The organism is Variovorax sp. GW821-FHT09D05 (genome assembly GCF_059416325.1).
The window spans coordinates 429842-444055 of record NZ_JBWKOZ010000004.1 but is presented as its reverse complement, the minus strand read 5'-3'; the positions used below and the strand labels follow the sequence as shown (position 1 = coordinate 444055).

The window sequence follows — 14214 nt, the reverse complement described above, 5'->3', positions numbered from 1 at the left end:
TCTTTTGGTGAGCAGTGCTCAGCCGGGCATTACATGCCCATGCCGCCCATTCCGCCCATGCCGCCCATGTCGGGCATGCCGCCGCCGGCGCCAGACTCGTCCTTGGGCGCGTCAGCGACCATGGCTTCGGTCGTCAGCAGCAGCGAGGACACCGAAGCGGCGTTCTGCAGTGCGGTGCGGGTGACCTTCGTCGGGTCCAGGATGCCCAGTTCGAGCATGTCGCCGTACGTGTCGTTCGCAGCGTTGAAGCCGTAGTTGCCCTTGCCGGCCAACACAGCGTTCACCACCACCGAGGCTTCGCCGCCGGCGTTGTTCACGATTTCGCGCAGGGGAGCTTCGATGGCCTTGAGCACCAGCTTGATGCCGGCTTCCTGGTCGGCGTTGTCGCCCTTGACCGACTCGCCCACGGCTTGCTTGGCACGCAGCAGAGCCACGCCGCCGCCAGCCACGACGCCTTCTTCCACTGCAGCGCGGGTAGCGTGCAGGGCGTCTTCGACGCGAGCCTTCTTTTCCTTCATTTCGACTTCGGTGGCAGCGCCAACCTTGATCACTGCAACGCCGCCGGCCAGCTTGGCCACGCGCTCTTGCAGCTTTTCACGGTCGTAGTCGCTCGTGGCTTCTTCGATCTGCACGCGCACTTGCTTCACGCGGGCTTCGATGTCGCCAGCGGCACCGGCGCCGTCGATGATGATCGTGTTTTCCTTGCCCACTTCGATGCGCTTGGCTTGGCCCAGGTCGGCCAGCGTCACTTTTTCGAGCGTCAGGCCCACTTCTTCAGCGATGACCTTGCCGCCCGTCAGGATGGCGATGTCTTCCAGCATGGCCTTGCGGCGGTCGCCGAAGCCAGGAGCCTTGACGGCCACGACCTTCAGGATGCCGCGGATCGTGTTCACGACCAGCGTAGCCAGGGCTTCGCCTTCGACTTCTTCGGCAATGATCAGCAGCGGACGGCCAGCCTTGGCGACTTGTTCCAGCGTGGGGAGCAGGTCACGGATGTTGCTGATCTTCTTGTCGAACAGCAGCACGAAGGGGTTGTCGAGCAGCGCCGATTGCTTCTCGGGGTTGTTGATGAAGTAGGGCGACAGGTAGCCGCGGTCGAACTGCATGCCTTCGACGACGTCGAGTTCGCTGTCCAGCGACTTGCCGTCTTCCACGGTGATCACGCCTTCCTTGCCGACCTTGTCCATCGCGTCAGCGATGAGCTTGCCGATGGTTTCGTCGCTGTTGGCCGAGATCGAGCCGACTTGAGCGATTTCCTTCGACGTGGTGGTGGGCTTGGAAGCCTTCTTCAGCTCGGCGACCAGGGCCGTGACAGCCTTGTCGATGCCGCGCTTCAGGTCCATCGGGTTCATGCCGGCAGCCACCAGCTTGAAACCTTCGCGAACGATGGCTTGTGCCAGCACGGTCGCGGTGGTGGTGCCGTCACCGGCGTTGTCCGAAGTCTTGGAAGCCACTTCCTTCACGAGCTGGGCGCCCATGTTCTGCAGCTTGTCCTTGAGTTCGATTTCCTTGGCGACCGACACACCGTCCTTGGTGACGGTGGGGGCGCCGAACGAGCGCTCGAGCACCACGTTGCGGCCCTTGGGGCCCAGGGTCACCTTGACTGCGTTGGCCAGGATGTTGACACCCTCGACCATGCGTGCGCGGGCTTCACCGCCGAAGACTACGTCTTTTGCTGCCATGTTTGTTTACTCCGAATGGGATGTTTGAATTACTTCTCGACGACCGCGAACAGGTCGTCTTCCTTCATGACGAGCAATTCGTCACCGCCGACCTTGACGGTCTGGCCGCTGTACTTGCCGAACAGGACGCGGTCGCCGACCTTGACGGTCAGTGCGGCCAGTTCGCCCTTGTCGTTGCGCTTGCCCGGGCCCACGGCCAGGACTTCACCCTGATCGGGCTTTTCAGCGGCTGCGTCGGGGATGACGATGCCGGAGGCGGTCTTGGTTTCGCTGTCAACACGCTTGACGATCACGCGATCGGCCAAAGGACGAAGTTTCATTGCATCTCCTGGATGTATGGATAAGAAACGGGTTTGTGGTCGGGTGCCGGACCGGAGGCCGGCAGCCCATCGACTGGAAGCGAGGGCTGTTAGCACTCATCAGCAGCGAGTGCTAATCATAAGGGCAATCGGTGGGCTTTCAAGTGACAGGGGCTGCCGCCGGTGTCGGTTCTCAGCTAACTCAGAACTCTTCTCAGCTAACTCGGAACTGCACGACCGTACTTTTCCGGGGGTATTGCTGCTGCGGGCTGGGAAATGTGACCGAACATTCATGAATGTGCCTGACCCTCAAGCTGCAATTTACCCGTATAAAATTAAATGCAGGAGAGATGGATGGGCCTGCGAAAAGGTGACCGGGGGCATGCCGATACAGCCCTCATTCATCGTCGGTCGCTCAGGCTCGGGTCCAACTTCCGCTTAAGACTGATCTGAGTCATTCGCGTGCGGATGCGTGAGCGGCAGCATCCACCAAAACCGGTCATTGAACGCTGCAGGCGCCAAGCTGCACCGGCGAGCGCGTGCCCAACACACAAGTGAAAATACGGCTCAGGGAGCCGTATTGAACACAGCCGAAACCGTTTGTCAGGCCCTGACCGATTCAATGCCCAATCAAGCGGCTCACGGCTTTCGACACAGCGCTCAGGAAGGTCACGTCGTCGCCGTCGAGGTCAGCCTGGCCAAGATGCTTCCAGATGGCGATGGCCGAGCACACCAGCAGGATGGCGACGCCGGCCCACTGACAGGGCGATATGAAGCGGTGCCACATGACCTGGTCCAGCAAGTTCGCGAAGGCCGCCGCGGCTGGGCCCTTCAGGGTGGCCTTACGGTCCGCGGTCCAGGCAATCATGCAAGCCGGCAACGCGGCGTAGAAGACGGCGAAGCCAATCACGCCCGTCCAGAGGGCACCGACGGGGCCGAACCTAGCGGCGATGTGTGCGGTGTCGTCTACCGCGGAGAAAAGGCTGTCGCGGCGTCGGCGGCGGTAGGGACGCCTGCTCACGCGGCCTCCCGCGCGGGGCCGGACGGCCGCTTCTCGGCTTGAACGAAGGCCGTCTGCAGACCTTGGTAAGGCGCAGGTGCTGCGCCAGTGCGATGGCGCAAGCTCTTCAGCTGCACGTCCAGGGTGGCATAGACCAGGCCGCCGTGGAGCGGACGCATCACCTCGGCCAAGGCAAGCACCGCTGCCAGCGCGCCAACGAACGGAGTGGCCACAGCGCGCGAGGCCAGCAGCGACATCCCGCAGATGTCTTTGCGCTCGTCGGCAAGCTTCTTGTAAGTGTCATTCAGCTCGGTGGCGGCCTGCGCGGTGGATTCGGCTGTCCAGATTTGGGACGGCTGGCGCGAGCCCGGGAACGTGTGCATGCGGATGTTCCGGAAGTCGCGATACCCGCTGCCCAACCCCGCCTCGACGACCAGCGAGAACTCGGCTGTATCGAGGTCGCGGCGCGCGGCAACGTTGTCGACGCCGAAGAGCGCAGCAATCGGCTCGTCGACCATGACTCGGTGTCTAGGGCCGAATCGGCGCTCGACCAGCGCGGTGGTGAAACCGGCGGCCTCGAGGCGGCTCGCCACCGCCCTGACCTTCGGCTTGAGCAGGTCGGCCGACCACAGCAGCAAGCAGGTGCTGAGATTGGACTTGGCCGCCTTGTCGAAGTCCTGGAGCACCAGGTGCGGGCGACCGTCGACCGGGTACGGCAGCATGCCCAGCGTCCAAGCGTAGGCTTGGCCGAGATGGCCCAGGCCGATCAGCCACAGAGACTTCGGCAAGTAGGCGAGCTCGGGGCCCTTATGCGCGTCGTCGCGCCAGTCGACGACGGCCACCGGGTTCCAGAGGGACATGCCGACGCTGCGGTGGCCGGCCTCGGCGAGGTCGCCACGGACGTGCATGAACGCCTCGTTGACCCCCAGCGCCGCGGCGCCAATGCCGGCGAGCGGGTTGTCGTCAGTGCAGGTCAGCTCGCCGCCGACACTGACGGGCGCAATCGCGAAGCGCCAGTGGTCCCAGCTGAGCTGAACGCAGAAGGCGGGCGGCGGTCCATCGGGGGCGGCACCGAGCACGAGCGTCGGCAGCGCGGTGGAGGCGTTGGTGACCACAGGCGCGCCGAGCTCCTCAGCGACTCCCCGGGCGCTGCGACCTTGGTACAACGGGACGTCGAGCGTGAGGCCCAGGTCACCGTAGACCTCGACGCCGCCAAGGAAGGCGCGCATGGCCGTGTTCAGCGCGGTCAAGAAGCAGGCCTGGCCGGCCAGTGTGTTGGCCCAGCCATGGCCCAGGTGGATGCGCAGCCTGTAGCGCGAGAAGAGCGCCACGGCCTCCTCGGGCGAGGCGACCTCGCCGGCGTCCAGGGCCATCTTTGCCAACCGGTGCATGGAATCAGCGTTGAACTGGGTCATTAAAAAACTCCGGCATCGGTAAGTCGAATGAGGCCGCCGGCATCGGAACCCGAGTACGAATCCCACTGGTGGTTGCCTTGGTAGACATAGAGCCCGAGGTCGCGCGGGCGCGGGTTGTCCTTGGCAAATCGCGGCACGATGAGCGCGATGTGGCCCTTCAGGGCGACCATGGGGTTCGTCCGGTCTGAACGGCTCTGACCGGGGCCGAAAGGGTGCGTGTGCACGTCGGCCACGACAGTCATGCCGGTGGCGCGGCAGACCTCCCAGAGCTTTGCGAAGCTGTCAGCCTTCAAGGACACGTAGTCGTTGCTGAAGGCGTCGGGTTGCAGCTGCTCGTAGGGTACGAAGCGCAGGACCACGCGGCCGGCGCCGGTCTTGCGCCCAAGGAGGAAGGCTCCACTTTCGCGAACGCCGGCGCCTTGCTCACGCAGGTGGGTCATCAGGTCCGCCCAGAGCGCGGCCGGCAGCTCAAGCAGGGGCGCAGGCATAGTCGCGACTTTGAAGAAGTTCATGGACCACCTCCAGGTAGTGGCTGATGCCCTTGGCGGGCTTCCAGATGAGTTGCGGGTATTGGGCGAACCAGCAGTCGTGGCCGACAATGCTTTCGCGGTCGCAGGGGATGTAGAGCGCATCGCCGTTCTTCCAGCCGGGCTTGAAGGCCAGCTGCAAGCGCTCACCGCCTTGGGGCCACTTGTCGAAGGTCAGTTTGCTGTTCGTCGACAGGTCCCAGAACGTGCCCGTAGGCGGCGTCGTCGGGAAGCCGCTGCAGTCCAGGCGCAGCGTGTACTCGCGGCGGTCGCGGGCAACGACGTTGATGTAGACGAAGGGCCACTCCAGCTTCTTGAACTGCCAGCGGTTGCGGTCTTCGCCCGAAAGAAAGCATGCCGACACGAGGTCGGCACGGAGCGATCGCTCGTCCGGTGCCATACCTCTCCCCTTAGCCGTTGATGCGGTGCGCGGGCACCAGGTCGAAGGTGACCTCGCACTGGGGGCACTTTGTCAGCGTGCCGATGTGGACGTCGACGTCGGGCTGCTCGGTCTTGCCGGCAATCTGCAGGACGTGCTCGGCGATGTCGCCGGGCGCCATGCCCAGCTTCTTTCCGGCCCACAGGCGCACGCGGCCGACGGTGGTCGCCGGGCGGAACTTGTGGTGCGCGACATCGGCGCCGAAGCGCACCTTCACTTCCACCTGCTTGCAGCGGTGCAGGTGGACGCGCACGCCGTGCTCCTTCTTCAGGTGCTTCACGTGGGTGGCGTGGCCGTGGGTGTCGTCGTCATCGTCCTCGACCGAGAGGGTCAGGTCGGACGCCTCGGTGCCGGGCGGCAGCAGCGCGAGGACGGCGTGCTTCAGCTCAGCGACGGTCGCCTCGTCGTTGATTTCGACGAACTTGATGTCAGAGAAGAACTCCGACTGGATGTAAACGCGGGTTGGCATCGCTGCTCCTTACCGTTGGTTGAGCTGCGCGGGATGCGCTGCTCATGCCGGGTAAGTCGCAGGAAGCCGTTGAAATCGGAAGTGCGCTGACCGGCTGGGCCTAGGCGGGGCAGTGCAGGAAGTGTCGGCATTTCGGGCACTCCCAAGGATTGGGTCGCGCCTCGAAGGCTCCGCCCATCACTCCCTCAGCCGCCGCCACGGTGAATTTGTTGTCGAACTTGGGGCTGTCAGGCCACAGCGTCTCTTCCTCTCCCGTGCTGAGCACGTGGATGCGAGCCAAAAACGAGAGGCTCTTATTCGCCGCAGCCAAGTGTTTTAGCATCCAGCGGATTGCGGACCTTTGCCGGCCAAGCTTGCTGGGTGGCTTTGTCCGGACGAAGTGAATTGTGTAGGTATCCCCTGAACTCGTAATGCGGTGTGCCAGCACGTTGATATGCAGCCCGGAGTACTCGACCTGGAACGGCGTAGCCATCGCGGCGCGCGGCGCCTGCATCAGGCTGTGTCCCGCAGCCAGAAGATGGTCTGCGTAGGCGCGCAGGTGAGGTAGTGAGTCTTTGAAGGCGTGTCCAAGTGATGCCAGCGTGCTTTCGACATCATTGGCAGCGACTGAGGGGTCCGCGCCGTAGGGGACGAAAAGCTCCCGCATCACCGCGCCTTCAATCAAGGCTGCGGGGTGTAGACCCGACGCGGGTTTGAGGTTCTTGACGAAGTCGTAGTAGTACCGCCTTGAGCAGACCATGTAGGTCATGAGGCCAGCGAACTCGCACCGCCCAAAATGGTGGACAGGCACACCCTTCGACTGCGGTATCGCCGCTTTGGGTGCCGTCGCGAAGCCCTGAACGGGTTGGAGAAGATGGGCGGCGTCGGCGACTGCGCTCACGCATTGCGCCTTGTACGCGCCTTGGCTCTCGTATAAGACGAGGTGCTCGCGTGCCCTTGAGAGCGCGACATACAACTTGTTCGAGGCTTCAGTTTCCTCTTCGAAATTCTTGCTATGTTGAAGAGACTGCAGCAGGGATTCCGGCACCAAGTCCGGGTCAGCGCCCATGCGGAAGTGCTTGGCGTCGATGTCGACAAGGTGGACGGCCTCAAACTCAAGCCCTTTGCTGCCGTGAATGGTCATTACGGCTACGGCGTCGAGGCTGTCTGCTTCTGGCGGCGGCACACGCAGCTCGCGGTCATCGCCGATGCGCAGACGGCGCCGCAGGCGAGAGATGAAGCTTCCGACGGTTTGGTACGCATGACCGCCATCGGGCACACGCAAGAAGTAGATGAGCTGCCACAACGCAATGCGCCGGGTCACATCGAGGATACCGCTGCCCTCCAGGTGCGGGGCGAGGATGCGTGTTCGGTCGAGCAGCAGCGTGCAGATGACGTCCCAGGGCGAGTCTGCCGACGAAAGGCCATCGAAGACGGTCTTCCAATGAACGAGCACTCCGGTCCCTTGAACCGAAAGCCCATCGGGCGCGGAATCGAGCCATGACAACGCATCCGGTCGAGCGCTGTCGAGCCAAGCGAGGATGAGGTCGACGTCAGTGGGGGGCATCTCTAGGCCTGGCAAGCGCGAGACACGCAGCAAGCCGCTGCCTGAGCGGTCGATGAACAGCTGGAGAAGGGCCAGCAAATCCTTGGCCTCAGGGCGCTGGAAGATGTCGCCAAGGTGGAGGGCAGGTATCCCTATGGCGTTCAAAGCGTCCGCCGTATCGCCACAGGTTTCGTGCGTGCTGGCCAGCACCACTTGATCTCTGTACGCAACGCCGAGGTCATGGATGCGGGCGACGTTGGCCGCAACTTCACCGCGAACGATGTCAGTGGTGGCGCATTTGACATGGCGCGGCTTCACGCCGCTCGCGCCGCGGGCGGGCTCTACATCGTCCAACGGAAGGATTAGCTGGAGCGGGTGGGTAGCCCGTCCCGAGTGTTCGAAGACACGCACGACCTCTTCATAGCTTCGCCGGTTCTCGTTGAGCGGAAAAGGCTGGTACTCCGGGTAGTCCTCACCGAAGTTGACGATGCTGCGCATCGAGGCGCCTCGGAAGCGGTAAATGGCCTGACGCGCGTCGCCGACCACCCAGAGGGTGTCAGCATGGGCTGCGAGCGCCTTCACCAGCTGCGCACTCGCTCGGTTCACATCCTGGTACTCGTCGATCAGGACGTGCTTGAAACGATCCACGCTAACTTCGAAGCTTTCGTAGTTGTTTGTCAGCGCCAGCGCCGGGAGCATCACGAGGTCGCCCATGTCCACGAGGCGCGCGTTGTCCTCCGTCTTGGCCTCGTAGCAGCTGTAGAGCTTGGCCACATCGCGTCGCCGAGCAAGCAGGTCCGCCGACGTCTCTGATGCCGAAGCCTCCACCGCTGCGGCATACGTGGCCGCGTCTGCCAGCTCGTCCTTCGCACGTTGAATGGCCTCGACGACGGTCTTCAGCCAGTCGAGAGGGTCACCCAAGGGGTTGAACGCTTGCAGGCCCAAGCCGTAGATGTGTGGCTCAAGCACCGCAATCTCGGCCATCTTGTCCGCGACCCCGAAGCGGGACTGAAGGCCGAACTGCTCGCAGTTTTTCCGCAGGAACTCCAGCCCGAACGCGTGGAAGGTGCCGACCCACATCTGGTGGGCGTTCTCCACGCCGAGCTGTTGCAGGCGGTCCACCAGTTCCCGTGCTGCTCGGTTTGAGAAGGTCAGCAGCAGCAACTCTTCGGGCTTCGCACCATTTGCCAAGAGGTGCTGCACCCGCATCAGCAGCGTGGCCGTCTTGCCGGTGCCCGGGCCTGCTTTCACCAACGATGTCTTGGCCTTGGACTGGGCGGCCGCTATCTGCTCGGCCGTCGGGATGATGACCTTCGGCGGTTCGGGGGGCTTTTCAACTGGCTCTGGAAGCAGGAGGCCATCCAGCAGTTGTTGTCGGACCAATTCCAAGGGTAGATCGAGGTCTGTTGCAAGCTGCTGCGCCGTTTTTCCTAAAAGGAACAAGGTGCGCGCCACTTCTCTGGGTAGCAGCAGCTCGCGGGCGAATATGTTGGCTTGAAGTTCAGCGCGCTCGCGTGCGCCGTAGGCTTCAACTTTCTGGGCGCCGAACGTGTCACCGTTCTCGGGCTTCAGCGTGCTGTCGACAACTTTGTGGCAGCCTTCGTGCGTCTCGTGATGAAGCTTCCAGTGTCCGAACTCATGAGCCACGAGGAAGGCGCGCTCGCGCTTTGATACGTCGTTGCGGACAACGATGAGGTGGAAGTCGTGGTCCAGCACTGCATCGGCCCCGCCAAGCGCTTTGTCCGAAGGGTTAGCATCCGAAATCTGGAAGTTCTCAGCGTCTTCGTGGGCGACGGCAGCGATGACGACGTTGGAGGCGATGCCAGTTGCGGCAGCCTCTTTAAAGAGGTCCTGCCGCAGCTGTATCGCGGCCTCCCGAGCGCGATGGAAGGGTGTCACGTGACGTCTTCCTCGGTCTGGAAGGCCAGAAGTCGCTTTTTCTCGTCCTCGCTCACCGGCAGGGAGCGGACGGCGCTCTCCCAAGTCTCCGAGCCTGGCGCATCTGGTGGGCGGGCTGAACTGTAGCTTCTAGACCCCGCGAGTTGCGGCCCCAGGCATTGCCTCAGGTCCGCCTGCAATACGTGAAGGTGCTGGGCCAAGTCCCTGACTACTTTCGCTGGGACGTTGGTGATGGTCGTGAGCACCTTAACCATGAGCAGCGGGTTGCCACCGAATCCCACGGCAGCCGCGGCACGGGCCAGCTTGGCACCAATCAAGGTGGACACGGCACGCTTCGTGGTTTCGATGTCCGAGGGCGGCGCGGCCTGCCCGTCGATTTCGTGAAGGCGATTTAGAACGTAGCTCTGAAGGCGAGAGACGGACTCTTCAGAGACGTCAGCGGTGTCTGCCGCGGGCACGTCCGGCGAAGCCTCGTAGGCCGACCAGAGGGCGGCGAACTCGAGGATGTCCTCGCGATATTCGGGGTGGGCTTCGCAGGCGCGAAGAACCATGTCGGGCGACGGCTTGGCGGCAGAGAAGAAGAACTCGTCCAGAACTTCATCGAGCGACAGGCTGCGGATGGGCGATGTCATTGCTTGAACTCCTTCCGCATCTCTGCGACTTTGTCGAGGGCGGTGTTCTTATAGGTGTTGATGGTTCGAGTGCTGACGCCGAGGGCGACCGCAATGTCCTTGACCGGCATCTCGTCCACGAACAGCATCGTGTAGACGTAAAACTCTTGCTTGGTGAGGACAGCCTGGAGGCGGGCGACGAGCTGAGCATGCTCTTGTTTGCTGGCCAGCGCGTCGGCCGGCGTGTCTGGTTGGCGAAGCGCGATGACCCTGCGAATGGTTCTGTCCGGGTCGTCGTCTTCGTCCGAGACGCCCATGGCATCTAGGCTATCCTGAAACTTACGCTTTTTGGCTAACAGGCGACGTTGGAAGTCAGTTGCACGGCGTCGAAACAGTTGACCGAACAGTTTTTCGGCATGCGCAGCGTCGCCGGGCCGCTTGACCAGGCAGTCCCAGACGTATTGGGCTAGCTCCTCCGCAGCTTGGTCGCGATCGGCAATGAGCCCTGGGACGACGCCGCTGCGCACGACGAAGCCCCCGGCGAGGCTCAACAGGCGCCGTGACAGCACTCTGGAAAGCATGCCAAGTCGCGCCTCGTCTTTTGCCTTGCGGGCTCGGCCGAACATGCGGAACACCTGCTCATCGGGAACGAAAAGCGGGTCGTTTTGCCAATCCGTGCGTGCCAGCCTTACTAGTAGGGCGCGGACGTCAAGGGCCTCTATGGCCGCATCGTCAGGGACTTGTTTGTTCATCGCTTTTTCCATTGGTCATGCGAACACTCTCCTCTGGTTTCAGGGGATGCCCCCTCGCATGCCTAAGTCGCAAGATGAAACGGAAATCGGAAGCCGCCTGGCATAGCGGGGTGAAATCACCCGCGGAAACTGACCCGGGCGGCAGCGGCCTTCCCCCGGCTCAGTATGCGACAGCTTTTCGTTACATACACGCGGCATCAGATCTTTTTGGCAGCCCTCGCGGCGGATTTCGGGATGACCCGGGCCGGCCGGCGCCTCGCCAATTGGCTTGCGAGAATTTAGGCATGCCTCTCTCAGCCGAAGCCTGTGCCCTCGCGGTGGCTGAAGGCCTTGCTGTTTTACCCACCGCTTCGAAGGTCGAGGACTTCCTCACGCTGAGGATAGCCGCTGCGTTCACCGCCGAAACCAGGCCGCGGCGGCTGTCTCGAAATGCGCGATGACGGCAGAACGACCGGAAGACAAAGCTAATCTGCGGTGCACAAGAGATGGGCACTGGGAACGCGATGTCGGGAGGAATCAGCGCGATCATGGGGTTCGACAATAATGGCGCTTACAAACAGTCCTCGAGCAGGTGCAAGGCGCCGTTTGATTCATTTCCCGTAAGGTGCGGGCGTTGAGGGGCTAAAACGGGGAAATCAAACTGATGTTTATGCAACTGCGACTGACAAACTTCAAGGCTTGGGAGAGTCCTCCCCCTATCGATTTGAAGCCCGTAACGATGTTGCTAGGCACAAACTCATCGGGCAAATCAACGCTGATCCAAAGCCTTTTGTTGCTCAAGCAAACGGTTCGATCACCTGATCGAACCGTTCACCTCAACCTCGGAGGCGACGAAGTTAACGATTTGTTCAACTTTGGTGGGTTCGACGACGTGTTAAATCAGGCCGCCGAAAGCCCGCGTCAGTTTTCAATCGGGTTCGACTTCCGAGGCAGGGGAGACAGCGGCCGGGTTAGCGCTGGGCAATTTGATTGCACGTATGGCCAAACTTCCTCGGGCAGCGTGGCAATTCAGACATTAGACCTGCGAACCGACTCTCGCCGGTTCAGGGCAATACGCCGTGACAAAGGCGCCTTCTCGATCATGGTGGACGAAGAGGTGCAACCTAGGTTCAAAGGCCGTAACTATGCGCCGGAGCGATCAATTGCCTTTTCTGCGGACGCGATTGCGGACCTTAATCAAGATGGACCTATCGTCGAAGACCTCAGCTTAGCCATTCGGCGTGAACTTGAGGCGATCAGCTACTTGGGACCTTTGCGGCGGAAACCGGAACGGGACTACCCTTGGAACAAGACAAAGCCCGGCGATGTGGGCATTGACGGGCGTAGCGCAATCGATGCGCTGCTGGCCAGTGCCTTGCTAAAAGGTGACGAGCAGAACTACGTCGTTCAGGGGGTGTCTTCCTGGTTGGCGAAAATGAAGCTGGCTGACAGCCTTGAAGTTCGTCAGCAGGGGCGGTCTAACCGCTACGAGCTCATCGTTCATCGTGATGGAGCAGCTTGCAACCTCCGTGATGTGGGGATTGGCGTGTCGCAAGTGTTGCCTGTTCTTGTCGTGGCGCACTTCGCGCCAGCTGGCAGCACCATCATGTTGGAAGAGCCTGAAATTCACCTGCACCCGTTGGCGCAGTCTGTTTTGGCTGAACTGTTTGTGACGATCAGTCGGCAACGGAAGGTGCAGTTCGTCGTCGAAACGCACTCCGAACATCTGTTCCGTCGCATGCAAACCCTCATTGCCAAGCAGCAAGTGAAGCCAGATCAGGTTGCCATGTACTTCGTTGAGCGCGACCGCAAGGCGGCAAAGCTTCGCGAGCTATTGTTAGATGAATTTGGCCGCGTGAAGAATTGGCCGGAGGGGTTTTTTGGTGACGCGCTTGGGGAAACCCGTGAACAGGCTAAATTGATGTTCGAGCGTCAGCGGGGCGCGAGGGCATGAGGGCACGTTATGTAGTTGATACCAACGTGTTGATTGCCGCTAGCGCGGCAGACCCCACCCACCCCAACGACATTGACGCCACACCACCTGACCCCGCGCTACGGCTCGTAGTATGGAATTGGCTGAGCCAGTTTCAGCAGAGCGAATCTCGCTTAGTCCTAGATGACGCAGGAAAGATCTTTGAAGAGTACGAGAACAAGCTCGGGTTCAACGATTTCGGCATCCAAATGGTCATGCACAAATGGGGTATGTCCGAAGTCGACGTTGTACCGGTGGATTTCGATGTCGATGGTTATGGTGTCTTGCCCGATGTATTGACGCCAGTCATCCATGACGCTGCGGACAGGAAGATGGTGGCGGCCGCAATAGCAGCAAACATACTTTATGGCGAGGGATGCGTTGCATTTGCCGGCGACACTGACTGGCACGATTGGGAAATTCATTTAGCGCAGCATGAAGTGTTGCTGGAGCCAATCATTGAGGATTGGTCACGCCAGAAGCATGCCGAGAAGCAGCAAAGATAGAGTTTTAAATTGACGACCGACTTCTTCCGCTTTCCCCACACGCCGCACTTGGCTTGGCTAGGCAAGGATGCGCCGCGTGATGACAAGGTGTTGTCACCTATCGAGATCCAAGAGCTGCTTGCGGGTGTGGTGGTGGTGGAAGAAAAGCTTGATGGAGCGAACTTGGGCTTCTCTCTCGACGCCAGTGGCGTTCTACGAGCGCAAAATCGTGGCCAGTATCTGGCCGAACCTTACGCTGGTCAGTTTGCCCGCCTGCCCGCATGGCTGTTGCAACATGGCGAAGCACTGCATTCCGTTCTCAAGCCCGACTTGATTCTGTTTGGCGAGTGGTGCGCCGCACGCCATTCGCTTGACTATGTCGCTCTGCCCGACTGGTTTCTGCTGTTTGACGTGTACGACCGCGCGGCTGGGAATTTCTGGAACACGAAACGACGCAATACTCTAGCTTCCATCGCGGGACTAGTAACCGTGCCCCAACTAGTATGCGATAAGACTTCGGTATCGGAGTTAAAGCAACTAGTCGCCACCGCGACCAGCCGCTACCGCAAAGGACCGCTGGAGGGGGTAGTGGTTCGCCGAGAATCAGCCCAATGGTGCGAGGCTCGGGCTAAGCTGGTCAGCAAACACTTTACCCAAGCCATTGGTACGCATTGGCGCAAGCGCGCGATCGAGTGGAACCAGATGGGCTTCTCGAGAGAAGTACAGGCATGAGCGCCGAAGCCTTACATCTTGAGCGAGGCATACCCGCTGGCAGGCCATAGGCGCGCGGCCGAGCCACGTCGCCCTTGAGGATTTCTAGATATGTAGGCTTACCGGATCGAATTTGACGTCCGCAATCGCACGCTGAGCGGGCAGCCGAGTGAACATCGGTGAGCTTCTGCTCTGGCTGCAGAGCGGAAATCCGGTCCGACAGGCCCGAAGGCTCCATCGGAGCCCGATCTCGACTGGTGAGCACCTAGAAGCAGCGAGGTTTCAGTGGCAATACGCGAGGACCGCGAATGACGCGAAGTCCGCGCGCGGAGGCCCCGCGGAGTCTTGCTAAAAGTCACACGTGTTCAGCAGTAGCTCAGGTTGTCAGCCGGGTTCGCTTCTGTGGAGGCTTATCGAACAGCTGGGTCAGGAGCAGTTCGCTCGAAACA

At 61.4% G+C, this 14214-nt stretch carries 13 protein-coding genes; 3 read left to right on the top strand and 10 right to left on the bottom strand.

The window, feature by feature from the left end; all coding sequences use genetic code 11:
• Nucleotides 1-29: 29 nt before the first annotated feature.
• The 10 genes from groL to AC07O3_RS13290 all read right to left on the bottom strand — a co-directional run bounded on the left by groL (nt 30) and on the right by AC07O3_RS13290 (nt 10618).
• Nucleotides 30-1682: a chaperonin GroEL gene (gene groL / locus AC07O3_RS13335; RefSeq protein WP_093048403.1), complete on the bottom strand. Its 1653-nt coding sequence runs from the start codon at nt 1680-1682 to the stop codon at nt 30-32.
• Between the two features lie 29 nt (nt 1683-1711).
• Nucleotides 1712-2002 carry a co-chaperone GroES gene (locus tag AC07O3_RS13330; protein WP_007835162.1) on the bottom strand — a complete coding sequence of 97 codons (291 nt, stop codon included), beginning with the start codon at nt 2000-2002 and terminating at the stop codon, nt 1712-1714.
• A gap of 598 nt (nt 2003-2600) precedes the next feature.
• Nucleotides 2601-3002, bottom strand: a complete 402-nt coding sequence (locus AC07O3_RS13325; protein ID WP_093056606.1) for a hypothetical protein — start codon at nt 3000-3002, stop codon at nt 2601-2603.
• Nucleotides 2999-4396: a hypothetical protein gene (locus tag AC07O3_RS13320; protein ID WP_495339520.1), complete on the bottom strand. Its 1398-nt coding sequence runs from the start codon at nt 4394-4396 to the stop codon at nt 2999-3001. Before AC07O3_RS13320 ends, AC07O3_RS13325 begins: the two co-directional genes overlap by 4 nt.
• Nucleotides 4396-4908, bottom strand: coding sequence for a M67 family metallopeptidase (locus AC07O3_RS13315; RefSeq protein ID WP_218132236.1), 513 nt, complete (start codon nt 4906-4908; stop codon nt 4396-4398). The genes AC07O3_RS13320 and AC07O3_RS13315 overlap by 1 nt, the downstream gene beginning before the upstream one ends.
• Nucleotides 4865-5323, bottom strand: coding sequence for a DUF7665 family protein (locus AC07O3_RS13310; protein WP_093056603.1), 459 nt, complete (start codon nt 5321-5323; stop codon nt 4865-4867). The genes AC07O3_RS13315 and AC07O3_RS13310 overlap by 44 nt, the downstream gene beginning before the upstream one ends.
• A 10-nt stretch (nt 5324-5333) precedes the next feature.
• Entirely contained in the window at nt 5334-5831 is a 498-nt protein-coding gene (locus AC07O3_RS13305) for a hypothetical protein (RefSeq protein WP_093056602.1), read from the bottom strand.
• Between the two features lie 100 nt (nt 5832-5931).
• Entirely contained in the window at nt 5932-9255 is a 3324-nt protein-coding gene (locus AC07O3_RS13300; RefSeq protein ID WP_093056601.1) for a UvrD-helicase domain-containing protein, read from the bottom strand.
• On the bottom strand, nt 9252-9887 hold the full coding sequence (locus tag AC07O3_RS13295; protein WP_495339519.1) for a hypothetical protein: 636 nt from the start codon (nt 9885-9887) through the stop codon (nt 9252-9254). Before AC07O3_RS13295 ends, AC07O3_RS13300 begins: the two co-directional genes overlap by 4 nt.
• Nucleotides 9884-10618: an RNA polymerase sigma factor gene (locus AC07O3_RS13290; protein WP_176928817.1), complete on the bottom strand. Its 735-nt coding sequence runs from the start codon at nt 10616-10618 to the stop codon at nt 9884-9886. Before AC07O3_RS13290 ends, AC07O3_RS13295 begins: the two co-directional genes overlap by 4 nt.
• 643 nt (nt 10619-11261) lie before the next feature.
• On the opposite strand from AC07O3_RS13290, the gene AC07O3_RS13285 reads away from it, so the two are divergent.
• From AC07O3_RS13285 to AC07O3_RS13275, 3 genes are read left to right on the top strand one after another with little or no spacing between them, the layout of a single operon-like run.
• Nucleotides 11262-12551 (top strand): AAA family ATPase, encoded by a 1290-nt coding sequence (locus AC07O3_RS13285; RefSeq protein WP_093056598.1) that lies wholly within the window; start codon nt 11262-11264, stop codon nt 12549-12551.
• Nucleotides 12548-13075 (top strand): hypothetical protein, encoded by a 528-nt coding sequence (locus AC07O3_RS13280; protein ID WP_495339518.1) that lies wholly within the window; start codon nt 12548-12550, stop codon nt 13073-13075. The genes AC07O3_RS13285 and AC07O3_RS13280 overlap by 4 nt, the downstream gene beginning before the upstream one ends.
• A gap of 9 nt (nt 13076-13084) precedes the next feature.
• Nucleotides 13085-13786: an RNA ligase family protein gene (locus AC07O3_RS13275; protein WP_495339517.1), complete on the top strand. Its 702-nt coding sequence runs from the start codon at nt 13085-13087 to the stop codon at nt 13784-13786.
• Nucleotides 13787-14214: the final 428 nt, after the last annotated feature.